This is a genomic window from Streptomyces sp. NTH33 (genome assembly GCF_003236365.1).
In the GTDB taxonomy this organism is placed as follows: domain Bacteria; phylum Actinomycetota; class Actinomycetes; order Streptomycetales; family Streptomycetaceae; genus Streptomyces.
This window is the reverse complement of record NZ_POTZ01000245.1, coordinates 1-10,842: the sequence shown is the minus strand read 5'-3', so window position 1 is coordinate 10,842 and position 10,842 is coordinate 1. Positions and strand designations below refer to the sequence as shown.

At 72.4% G+C, this 10,842-nt stretch carries 9 protein-coding genes and 2 pseudogenes; 3 read left to right on the top strand and 8 right to left on the bottom strand.

The window, feature by feature from the left end; genetic code table 11:
- Positions 1-62 precede the first annotated feature (62 nt).
- Positions 63-1,406 (top strand): annotated as a pseudogene (locus tag C1I97_RS22280) (anthranilate synthase family protein); the annotation flags it as partial.
- A 330-nt stretch (positions 1,407-1,736) separates the two neighbouring features.
- Here the strand turns inward: C1I97_RS22280 and C1I97_RS22270 are convergent.
- The 5 genes and pseudogenes from C1I97_RS22270 to C1I97_RS22250 form a co-directional block, all read right to left on the bottom strand.
- Positions 1,737-2,273: pseudogene (locus C1I97_RS22270) on the bottom strand (NAD(P)-dependent oxidoreductase); the annotation flags it as partial.
- 111 nt (positions 2,274-2,384) lie between these two features.
- Positions 2,385-3,413 (bottom strand): 6-phosphofructokinase, encoded by a 1,029-nt coding sequence (locus tag C1I97_RS22265; RefSeq protein WP_111004972.1) that lies wholly within the window; start codon positions 3,411-3,413, stop codon positions 2,385-2,387.
- Between the two features lie 196 nt (positions 3,414-3,609).
- Complete coding sequence (locus tag C1I97_RS22260; protein WP_111004971.1) at positions 3,610-4,287, bottom strand: response regulator; 678 nt, start codon at positions 4,285-4,287, stop codon at positions 3,610-3,612.
- On the bottom strand, positions 4,284-5,579 hold the full coding sequence (gene macS / locus C1I97_RS22255) for a MacS family sensor histidine kinase (RefSeq protein ID WP_111004970.1): 1,296 nt from the start codon (positions 5,577-5,579) through the stop codon (positions 4,284-4,286). The genes C1I97_RS22260 and macS overlap by 4 nt, the downstream gene beginning before the upstream one ends.
- Positions 5,580-5,614: 35 nt before the next feature.
- Positions 5,615-6,385, bottom strand: coding sequence for a lysophospholipid acyltransferase family protein (locus C1I97_RS22250; RefSeq protein ID WP_111004973.1), 771 nt, complete (start codon positions 6,383-6,385; stop codon positions 5,615-5,617).
- 145 nt (positions 6,386-6,530) lie between these two features.
- Between C1I97_RS22250 and C1I97_RS22245 the strand changes: the two genes are divergently transcribed.
- Both C1I97_RS22245 and C1I97_RS22240 read left to right on the top strand, forming a co-directional pair.
- Positions 6,531-7,310: an alpha/beta hydrolase gene (locus C1I97_RS22245; protein ID WP_111004969.1), complete on the top strand. Its 780-nt coding sequence runs from the start codon at positions 6,531-6,533 to the stop codon at positions 7,308-7,310.
- Positions 7,303-8,088 (top strand): hypothetical protein, encoded by a 786-nt coding sequence (locus tag C1I97_RS22240; protein WP_111004968.1) that lies wholly within the window; start codon positions 7,303-7,305, stop codon positions 8,086-8,088. Before C1I97_RS22245 ends, C1I97_RS22240 begins: the two co-directional genes overlap by 8 nt.
- Before the next feature lie 3 nt (positions 8,089-8,091).
- Here C1I97_RS22240 and C1I97_RS22235 read toward each other — a convergent pair whose 3' ends face one another.
- From C1I97_RS22235 to C1I97_RS22225, 3 genes are all read right to left on the bottom strand, one after another.
- Entirely contained in the window at positions 8,092-8,883 is a 792-nt protein-coding gene (locus C1I97_RS22235; protein WP_111004967.1) for an endonuclease/exonuclease/phosphatase family protein, read from the bottom strand.
- Positions 8,884-9,004: 121 nt separating this feature from the next.
- Complete coding sequence (locus tag C1I97_RS22230; protein ID WP_111004966.1) at positions 9,005-9,958, bottom strand: ROK family glucokinase; 954 nt, start codon at positions 9,956-9,958, stop codon at positions 9,005-9,007.
- Between the two features lie 115 nt (positions 9,959-10,073).
- Positions 10,074-10,601: a DUF5304 domain-containing protein gene (locus tag C1I97_RS22225; RefSeq protein WP_111004965.1), complete on the bottom strand. Its 528-nt coding sequence runs from the start codon at positions 10,599-10,601 to the stop codon at positions 10,074-10,076.
- Between the last annotated feature and the right edge of the window lie 241 nt (positions 10,602-10,842).

Sequence of the window (10,842 nt, the reverse complement as noted above, 5' to 3'; positions counted from 1 at the left end):
CTCCAGCAGCCGCCGGAACAGCGCCAACGCGTCGGCCCGCCCGAACCCCGGGATCCGGCCCTCGTACGTCCGGCGGGACCGTCGTGATGAACCCGATCAGCGGGACGTACCGCTACCCGGCCGAGGGGCCGACGCCCGAGCGTCTGCTGGACTTCCTCGCCGACGGCAAGGAGATCGAGGAGCTGTCGATGGTCGTCGACGAGGAGCTCAAGATGATGTGCACCGTCGGCGACATGGGCGGAGTCGTCGTGGGTCCGCGGCTGAAGGAGATGGCGCACCTCGCGCACACCGAGTACGAGCTGCGCGGACGGTCGTCCCTGGACGTGCGGGACGTGCTCAGGGAGACCATGTTCGCCGCCACCGTCACCGGCTCGCCCGTGCAGAACGCCTGCCGGGTCATCGAGCGGCATGAGCCCCTCGGGCGGGACGGTGCCGGGCGCGGCTACTACGCCGGTGCCCTCGCCCTGCTCGGCCGCGACTCCGGCGGCGCCCAGACCCTCGACTCGCCCATCCTGATCCGCACCGCCGACATCGACGCCTCCGGGCGGCTGCGCGTGTCCGTGGGCGCCACCCTCGTCCGCGGCTCGGACCCGGCGGGCGAGGTCGCGGAGACGCATGCGAAGGCGGCGGGCGTGCTGGCGGCGCTGGGCGTACGGCCCGGCCGGCCGCGTACGGAGCGAGCGCGGCCCCGGCTCGCCGACGACCCGCGGGTGCGGGCGGCGCTGGACGGGCGCCGGGCCTCGCTGGCGCCGTTCTGGCTGCGGATGCAGGAGAGGCCGGACTCCCTCGAGGGGCACGCCCTGGTGGTGGACGGCGAGGACACCTTCACCGCGATGCTCGCCCACGTGCTGCGGTCCTCGGGGCTGGAGGTGACCGTCCGCCGCTACGACGAGGACGGGCTGCGCGAGGCGGTCCTCGCGCACGAGGGGCCGGTCGTCCTCGGGCCCGGCCCCGGCAACCCCTCCGACCCGACCGACCCGAAGATGCGCCTGCTGCGGGCCCTGACCGCCGAGGTGATCAGGGGACACCGGCACGGCGTGCTCGGCGTCTGCCTCGGGCACGAGCTGATCGCGGCCGAGCTGGGCCTGGAGATCGTCCGCAAGGAGGTGCCGTACCAGGGCGCGCAGACCACGGTCGACCTGTTCGGCCGCGCCGAGACCGTCGGCTTCTACAACAGTTTCGTGGCGGTCTGCGACGACGAGGCCCACGCGGAACTCGCCGCGCACGGCGTGGAGGTCGGCCGGAGCGCGACCGGCGAGGTGCACGCGTTGCGCGGACCGGGATTCGCCGGCGTGCAGTTCCATCCGGAGTCCGTGCTGACGCTGAACGGCGCCGCGATCGTCACCGAGCTGGTGGGTCAGCTGCGCGGCACCATTACGTTCTCCGAGCGGCGGCCCGCCCTGTAGTCGAGGACGTTGCGCACCGAGGGCGTCGCCGACCTGGCCGACGACGCCCTCGGTCTGGCGTGCAGGCATGTACGCCTGGTGCGAGTTGAACCCTCCCCCTCGGTTTCGCGAGAGGGACTCCTGGCTCACGCCGCTCGACCGCTCAGCGAGCGAGCGAGTCCTACGCGGTCAACACCAGCCGGGTGGGAACCAGCCCGGTTTCCCCAAGGAATGAGGGGTGCTGTGCCGGCTTGGCTCTCGCTCGGCGCACTGGGACAGTATTGCCTGGCAAAGCTGCCCCACCCCACTTGATCGGACTGGGAAGGAAAGGGATCGTCCAGGTTCGCGTCATGCCCGGTTCTCGGCGATGTCCCAGCCGAGCAGCCGCATGCCGAAGCCGTGCGCGATCCGGGCGAACACCTCGCCGATCCTGCCGGTGCCGATCACGCTCGCGGTGCGGCCGCGCAGGTCGCGGCCCATCAGGCCGTCGAGCCGGAAGTCGAAGTCACGGGTGCGGTGGGCGGCCCGCACGATGCGCCGGTCGACCGCGAGGGCGAGCGTCCAGGCGAACTCGGCGACCGCGTACGGCGAGTAGTACGACACCCGGGCGACCGTCATGCCGAGCCGCTCGGCGGCGTGGAGGTCGATGTTGTTGAAGCCGGTGGAGCGCTGGGCGATCATCCGGGTGCCGCCGGCCGCCAGGATCCCGAGGACGCGCGGTCCGAGTTCGGCGTTGACGCTGCTGGAGACGATGTCGTAGCCGGCGACGATGGGCGCGGTGTCCGCGGTGAGGAAGACACCGAGGCAGCGGATCTCGTGGTGGTCCCGGAAGGCGTGCTCGATCAGGGGCTTCTCGTCGGCCTGCCCTCCGAAGGCCAGGATTTCCACGGCGGCTCCCGTTCTGCTGGGGTGTGGGCCGGGAATACGGCCCACACCCACGGGTTGCCGGTCCGTCGCGGGACGAACAGGGCCGTCTCCCCGACTCGCGCCGGCTCGCGCTCAGCCGAAGAAGACCCCGACCTCCTCGTACAGCTTCGGGTCCACCGTCTTCAGTTTCGCCGTGGCCTCGGAGATCGGGACGCGGACGATGTCGGTGCCGCGCAGGGCGACCATCCTGCCGAAGTCGCCGTCGCGGACGCAGTCGATGGCGTGCAGCCCGAAGCGGGTGGCGAGCCAGCGGTCGAAGGCGCTCGGGGTGCCGCCGCGCTGGATGTGCCCGAGGACGGTGGTCCGGGCCTCCTTGCCGGTGCGCTTCTCGATCTCCTTGGCCAGCCACTCGCCGACGCCGGAGAGGCGGACGTGTCCGAAGGAGTCCCGCGAGGAGTCCTTCAGCACCATGTCGCCGTCCTTGGGCACGGCCCCTTCGGCGACGACGACGATCGGGGCGTAGGACGCCTTGAAGCGGGAGGTGATCCAGGCGCACACCTGGTCGAGGTCGAAGCGCTGCTCGGGGATGAGGATGACGTTCGCGCCGCCGGCCAGGCCGGAGTGCAGGGCGATCCAGCCGGCGTGCCGGCCCATCACCTCGCAGACCAGGACCCGCATGTGGGACTCGGCGGTGGTGTGCAGCCGGTCGATCGCCTCGGTGGCGATGCCCACGGCGGTGTCGAAGCCGAAGGTGTAGTCGGTGGCCGACAGGTCGTTGTCGATGGTCTTGGGCACGCCGACGCAGGGCACGCCGTACTCGTCGCTGAGCCGTGCGGCCACCCCAAGGGTGTCCTCGCCGCCGATCGCGACGAGCGCCTCGACCTCCTGCTTGGCGAGGTTTTCCTTGATCCGCCGGACGCCGTCCTCCTGCTGGAGGGGGTTGGTCCGCGAGGAGCCGAGGATGGTGCCGCCGCGGGGCAGGATGCCGCGCACCGCGGGGATGTCGAGACGGACGGTGTCGTTCTCCAGCGGCCCCCGCCAGCCGTCCCGGAAGCCGACGAAGTCGTAGCCGTACTCCTGCACGCCCTTGCGGACGACGCCCCGGATGACGGCGTTGAGCCCGGGGCAGTCACCGCCTCCGGTCAGTACTCCGACCCGCATGGAAATGTCCCTTCACCGCGGTTGCCTGGTGAAGCTCACGCTAATGGTGACGCACATCACTCCGGCATGCGCGGGAAAGCCAATTCCGGTGAAATATCCGACAGTTGATCACCAGCCGACACGGGAGAAATCACCCGGAAGGACGACCGTTCCGGATGGGGCGGGTTTACTCGCCTTTGCCCGCCTCCACTCGCCCTCACTCACCGTCGAGTCCGCGTTCGATCGCGTACCGCACCAGCTCCACCCGGTTGTGCAACTGCAGCTTGCCCAGGGTGTTCTGCACATGGTTCTGCACCGTGCGGTGAGAGATCACCAGACGCTCGGCGACCTGCTTGTAGCTCAGCCCCTTGGCGACCAGGCGCAGCACCTCGGTCTCGCGGGCGGTGAGCCGGGGTGCCTTCGGCGCGTCGGCGTCCACCGCGGGCGCGGGCTCGGCGGCCAGCCGGCGGTACTCGCCGAGGACCAGGCCGGCCAGGCCCGGAGTGAACACCGGGTCGCCGACGGCCGTACGGCGCACCGCGTCCAGCAGCTCCCCGGTGGAGGCCGACTTCAGCAGATAGCCCGTCGCGCCCGACTTCACCGCCTCCAGCACATCGGCGTGCTCGCCGCTCGCGGACAGCACCAGCACCCGCAACGCCGGGTTGGCGGCGACGAGTTCCTTGCAGACCTGGACACCGGGTTTCCTGGGCAGGTTCAGATCGAGGACGAGCACGTCGGGCACGGCCGCCCTGGCGCGGCGCACCGCCTGCTCGCCGTCGCCCGCGGTGGCGACCACCTCGAAGCCGGACTCGGCCAGGTCGCGGGCGACGGCGTCGCGCCACATCGGGTGGTCGTCGACCACCATCACCTTGATCGGGTCCTGCTCCGTGCTCATCGGCCCTCCGCCTTCCCCCGCGTGGTCTTCCCCCGCGTGCTCGTCGTCTTCTTCGGCGCGTCCATCATCGCGTCCTTCGGTACGTTGAGTTCGACCTCCGTGCCCTGACCCGGCACCGAGACCACCTCGGCGGTGCCGCCGATGTCGCGCAGCCGGCCCTTGATCGACAGGGCCACACCGAGCCGGCCCTCGCTCTCGGCCTGGGCGAGCCGCCCCTGGGGGATGCCGGGACCGTCGTCCCGCACGGTCACGGTCACCGACTCCGGCTCGTCCTCGACCAGGATCCAGGCCCGCGCGCCCTCGCCCGCGTGCTCGCGGACGTTGTCCAGCGCGGCCCCGACGGCCCCGGCCACCTCTCGGGCGACGGCGGGCGGCAGCGGCACCGGGGCGCCCGGTTCGGCGAGGTTGACCCGGGAGCCGGCGTAGGGGGCGAGCAGCGAGCGCAGGTCGACGGGCTCGGCACGGTCCTCGTCGCCGTTCTCGCCGTGGCGGTCGCCCGCCCGGTCGCCGGCGCCCCGGACGGCCGCTCCCCCGCCCGCGTCCTCGGACACCCGGGGGACCGGGACCAGCCCGCCGGCGACCAGGGTGCGCAGCGCCACCTCCTGCTCCCCCGCCAGCCGGCCCAGCTCCGCCGCCTCGCCGCCGATGACCGCGCCGCGCCGCTGCACCATGGCCAGCACCTGCAGCACGCTGTCGTGGATGTCCCGGGCCAGGCGCTCCCGTTCACGGGTGGCCGCCTCGATCTCCAGGGCGCGGGCGAGGGTGCGCTCGGAGGCGCGGGCGACCTCGACGACGTAGCCGATGGCGATGGAGGCGACCCAGACCAGGACCACGGCGTGCACGGTGTCGCCGGCCGGGGAGCCGCGCTCGACCAGGTTGGCGGCGGCGACGGCGGTGGAGGCCAGGGCGGCCCAGCGCCAGCCGCCCTTGATGGCGAAGGCGAGGACGGAGCCGGCGGTCCAGATCGACGGCAGCGTCGGGCCGCCGGCCGCGATGCTGGCGGGGGCGTCGGCGACGGGGGTGAGGAGGATGCCGGTCAGCGCCAGGGTGAGGTCGGCGGCCAGGAAGCGCCTGGTGCAGCTCGCGGCGTTCGCGACCTTGGGCAGGGTGGCCAGGGTCCACACGAACAGGACGCAGTAGAAGGCGATGGCGACGCCGGGGCGCGGGAACCGGTCGTAGCCGGTGGCGAACAGGCCGACCGCGTAGAACACGGTCAGCACCCGGTATCCGGCGAGCGCGCGCCACATCGGCTGCTCCACCGACATCCTCATGACCCGCTCACGCTTCGGCATGTCCCCCCCCCTCACGTCCCCCCTGGCGGTTCGCCCTACTCCGCCTGATTCTCCTTCTCGGCCTGTTCCTTCTCGGCACGCTCCAGCGCGGACCTGGCCGCCTTGTCGGCCTTCTCCGCCTCCTTCTCGGCCTTCGCGGCCTCCGCGATCTGCCGCTTGGCGACGGTGGCGTAGATGTCGACGTACTCCTGCCCGGAGAGCTTCATGATCTCGTACATGACCTCGTCCGTCACCGCGCGCAGCACGAAACGGTCGTGCTCCATGCCCTGGTAACGGCTGAAGTCCAGCGGCTTGCCGATGCGGATGCCGGGGCGCATCAGCTTGGGGAGGACCTTCCCGGGCGGCTGGATCTTCTCCGTGTCGATCATGGCGACGGGGATGACGGGCGCCCCGGTGGCCAGCGCGACGCGGGCCAGGCCGCCCGGCTTGCCGCGGTAGAGGCGGCCGTCGGGCGAGCGGGTGCCCTCCGGGTAGATGCCGAACAGCTCGCCGCGCTCCACCACCTCTATGCCACTGCGCACCGCCGCCTCGGCCGCGCCGCGCGCCCCGGAACGGTCCACGGGCAGCTGGCCGACTCCCTTGAAGAACGCGGCGGTCAGCCGCCCCTTCACACCGGGCGAGGTGAAGTATTCGGCCTTCGCGATGAAGGTGACCTTGCGGTCGAGCATCACCGGCAGGAAGAAGGAGTCCGAGAAGGACAGGTGATTGCTCGCCAGAATGGCGGGGCCCTCGACCGGAATGTTCTCCAGACCCTCCACCCAGGGCCTGAAGGCGAGCTTCAGCGGTCCCCCGATGGCGACCTTCATCGTGCCGTAGAACAACCGAGTGCCTTCCTGTGTGTGCCGATCAGACAATAACCCCAGTGCGGCCCCGGGGCCCGACGACCCTGGTCGGTGTCAGTGCGGTCGCGTACGGTGAAGTACCTGCCAACGACGAACACAGGAGAGCGACGTGCCGGTGCTCCCCGGAGCCGAGCCGTACCGCCACGACGGCGGGGAGGTCGGCGTACTCCTCTGCCACGGCTTCACCGGCTCCCCCCAGTCGCTGCGTCCCTGGGGGGAGTATCTCGCCGAGCGCGGCCTGACCGTCTCGCTCCCGCTGCTGCCCGGACACGGCACACGCTGGGAGGACATGCAGCTCACCGGCTGGCAGGACTGGTACGCGGAGGTGGACCGCGAACTGCGCCTCCTGCGCGAGCGGTGCGCGCGGGTGTTCGTGGCCGGCCTGTCCATGGGCGGCGCCCTCGCGCTGCGGCTGGCCGCCCGGCGCGGGGACACGGTCGCCGGGGCCGTGGTGGTCAACCCGGCCATCAAGGTGCACGGCCTGTCGGCGTACGCGCTGCCGGTGGCCCGCCATGTCGTACGGACGACGAAGGGCATCGCGAGCGACATCGCCAAGGAGGACGCCGCCGAACTGGGGTACCACCGGGTGCCGCTGCACGCCGCGCACTCGCTCAGGGCCTTCTTCCGGCTGCTCGACGGCGAGCTCCCGCAGGTCACCCAGCCGCTGCTGCTCCTGCGCAGCCCGCAGGACCATGTGGTGCCGCCGGCCGACTCGGCCCGGATCCTCGGCCGCGTCTCCACCACGGACGTCACGGAAGTCCTGCTGGAACACAGCTACCACGTCGCTACGTTGGACCATGACGCGGACCGGATCTTCGAGGAGAGCTACGCCTTCATCGGCCGGCTCGCACCCAGTGTCGGCAAGGAAGGGACGGCCGCAGGTGGCTGAGCACGACTCCGACCGCGAGGGCCGGGAGCCGGTCGAGCCGGTGCAGCCGGCCGGGGAGCCAGGCGGGGCCGGTAGAGCGAGTGGAGCCAGTGGGTCCGGTGACCCCGGCGGCAAGGACGGCGTCCCCTTCGACGAGGAGGCCGCCTGGGCGGCGATCGTCGCCGGCTACGGCGAGGAGCCGCCGGACCCGCCGGGCGCGAAGCCGTATCGGCCGGTCGAGGACCTGGCGCTGCCGCCGGAGCCCTGGACGGACGGCGAGAAGTCCGAGGAAGACGCGGACGGCACGGAGAACGCGGGGAACAAGAAGGCCAAGGAGACCAAGGAGACCGAGAAGACCAAGGACGCCGAGGAGGTCAAGGACGCCGAGGAGACCAAGGACGCCGAGGAGGTCAAGGGCGCCGACGGGGGCAGCCCCGCCCCGGCCGGGCCACTGGGCAGTTCGGTCTCCTTCGCGCCCGGGGTCGGCCTCGCCGGCGCGGGACCGCGCGACTACTCGCCCGCCGAGCCGTCCGACGACGACTTCGGCGAGGACGACGAGGGCCACTTCGTCCCACCGGACCCACCGCTGCCCTCCGCCGACGCGACCACGCAGTTCGCCTGGCTCGCGGTGATCGGCGGGCCCGTCCTGCTCCTGCTGGCCGTCATGTTCAACTGGGACATGACGTGGTGGCTCGCCACACTCGGCATCGGCGGCTTCCTCGGCGGCTTCGGGACCCTGGTGGCACGCATGAACCCGGACGACGAGGACGACGACCCGGGCCGCGGGGCGGTGGTCTGAACCCTACGGCCGCGGCTTCGCGGCACGTGGGGTCGCCGGGACGGTCGCCGGGACCCTGAAGGCGGCCAGTACCGGCAGGTGGTCCGAGGCCGCCCTCAGGCCCGCCTCCGTCACCCCGGAATGTCCGATCGGCACCCCGCAGCCGAGGACCTCGATGCCGCGGGTGGCGAAGAGAGCGTCGATGCGCTGGTACGGGTCGGTGGGCGTCCAGGTGTGCTCGGCGCCCCGGGCGGCGGTGGCCCAGCCGTCCTGGAGCAGGCCGGAGATCCGCCGGAACGCCGGACCGTCCGGCCGCTCGTTGAGGTCGCCGCCCGCGACCGCGTGCTCCACACCCATCCCGGCCAGCCGGTCGAGCAGCATGCCGGCCTGCTCGTACCGCTCGTCCTTGTCGAGCGAGAGATGACAGCTGAGCACGCCGAGCCGGGCGCCCGCGAACCGGACGACCGCCGTGGCGAAGCCGCGCCGGTGCAGACCGGGGGTGAGCGGCAGCAGTACGTCCTCGGTGCGCTCCACGGTGGCCCTCAGCGAGCAGAGGACCGCCGGGCCCGCGGCCGTCGCGCCCCCGGTGAGGATCACCAGGTCGCAGTCCGCCGCCAGCCTCGCCAGCTTCTTGCGCCAGCGGAAGAAGCGCGGCACCTCCTGGAGGAGGACGAGATCGGGCGCGCAGGCGCGGATCACCCGGGCGAGGGCCGCGGTGTCGTCCCGCATCGACCGGATGTTGTAGCTCAGGACACGGATGACGGCGGTACCGTCCGACTCGGTACGGGAGTTGGGCAGCAGCATGACGATCAACATACGCCGCGGCGGGCTCGGCGGCCCGGTACGACAGCGCCCACCGGTCCCGGCGGGAGGGAACGGTGGGCGCGTGTGCCGGACGGCCGCGCGGGCGCCGCGGGCACTGCGGCTGCGCGGGGCACTACATGATCGGGTCGGGCTCCCGGGCCAGGTCGGCCGCGCCCACCAGGCCGGCCTTGTTGCCGAGCTGGGCGGCGAGGACCTCGGCGACCGGACGCCAGTTGCCGCCGACCAGCCAGCGCTTGTACGACTTGCGGATCGGCTCCAGGACCAGCTCGCCCTCGTCGGAGAGGCCGCCGCCGACGATGAAGGCGGACGGGTCGAAGAGGGAGGCCAGGTCGGCGAGGCCCGCGCCGACCCAGCGGGCCAGCTCGCGGTAGGAGTCGACGGCCACCGGGCAGCCCTGGCGGGCGGCCATGGAGACGTGCTTGCCCTCGATGCCGGCGGGGGTGCCGTCGCCGAGGTCCAGCAGCACCTGGGCGTTCTCGGGGGTGGCGTTGGCGCGCTGCTTGGCGTACCGGACGAGGGCGCGCCCGGAGGCGTACTGCTCCCAGCAGCCCTGCGAGCCGCAGCCGCACAGCAGCCCGTCCGGGACCATCTTGATGTGACCGAACTCGGCGGCCACGCCGAAGTGGCCGCGGCGCAGCTTGTTGCCGATGATGATGCCGCCGCCGAGACCGGTGCCGAGGGTGATGCAGATGACATTGCGGTGGCCCTTGCCGGCGCCGAACTTGTACTCGCCCCAGGCGGCGGCGTTCGCGTCGTTCTCCACGACGACCGGGAGGCCGGTGCGCGCCTCGACCTTCTCCTTCAGCGGCTCGTTGCGCCACTCGATGTTGGGCGCGAAGTAGACCGTGGAGCGCTGCCGGTTGACGTACCCGGCCGCACCGATGCCCACGCCGACGATGTCGTGCCCCGCGCGTGCGCCCTCCACCGCCGAGGCGATGGCGTCCACGATGGCCTCGGGTGTGGTGGGGGTCGGCACCTTGAAGGTCGAGAGGATGTTGCCTTCCTCGTCGACCACGCCGGCCGCGATCTTCGTGCCGCCGATGTCGACGCCGATGGTGAGTCCCATGAATCCCTCAGTTTCGGTCGAGCCCCGCTACGGCCAACCGTACCCGAGGCCCTTCCCGCGAAGGCTTGTCGCCCACCCGGAGGGCGGGCCCGGCCGCGGGCCCTGAGGGATGCGATCAGTCCAGGTCGATGCGCTCGCCGCCGCCGGTGCCCTCGCCGCGGTCGCGGCCGTCGCCGAGGTGGTCGTCCAGCTCGGTGAGCTCGTCCTTCAGGCTGTCGCCGGTGCGGGACGCCGTCCAGCGGTGCTCCTGGGACTCGACGGCGGATCGGTAGGCGGCGAGCAGTTCGCTGCCGGCCGCCGCGAGGTGGTCGAAGACATCGGGGTTGCGCTCCATGACCGGCTCGACGGCCGCCTTGGCCTGCTGCACGACCTGCCGCACCACCTGCTGGGCCGCGGGGCCCGCGACCGCGCCGAGCAACGGTGCCTGGAACGACGACAGCCTCTCGGCGACGGTGTCGACGAACTTGCGCAGCTCCTCGGCGGCCGAGCCAGGAGGCGGGCCGTACTGGGCGCGACGGCGGGCCTTCTCGGCCGCGAGATCCTCGGCGCACGCCGTCGCCCACGCATCGGCGTCACCAACCCGCGACGCCTCGCCCCCGGGCTCCTCCTGAGCGGCGTCGGACGGTACGCGCTCTTCGCTCATGGCGGACTCCTGACTACGGTTCGTTCTTACGACGTTACCCGAACGAGGATGCGGGCTTCATCTCACGCCGAAAGACGGAAGCACGGGGGACGGGCGAAGCCCGCCCCGGGACCCGGGGCGGAGCCCCGCCGGGGCGCAGGGGCGGAGTCCCCGCCGGGGTGCAGGGGCGAAGCCCCGCCGGGTCTGGGGCGGAGCCCCAGGGACGGAACCCTTTCTCCCACCGAGTCGGGCGGGCCGGGTG